Source organism: Lyngbya sp. CCY1209, assembly GCF_055795065.1.
Genome location: NZ_JAYFER010000564.1, coordinates 1 through 206, shown reverse-complemented (window position 1 = coordinate 206; position 206 = coordinate 1). Strand labels below are relative to the sequence as shown.

Sequence of the window (206 nt, the reverse complement as noted above, 5' to 3'; positions counted from 1 at the left end):
CCTGCTGCCCTGTTGGGGAACGACACCGACCCGGAAAACGACACCCTCAGCATCGAAAGCGTCAGCAACCCCAGCAACGGCACAGTAGAACTCGACGCCGACGGCAACGTTATCTTTACCCCCGAGTCCGGCTTCACCGGAGACGCCACCTTCGAGTACACCATTAACGACGGCAACGGCGGCACCGATACTGCCACAGTAACGGT

Annotated in this window: 1 protein-coding gene; it reads left to right on the top strand. The window is 60.2% G+C overall.

Translation table 11 applies throughout. The features are described 5' to 3' along the window. Positions 1-206 (top strand): Ig-like domain-containing protein (locus AC0QHF_RS19780; RefSeq protein WP_324705960.1); only part of this gene is annotated, 206 nt, incomplete at both ends.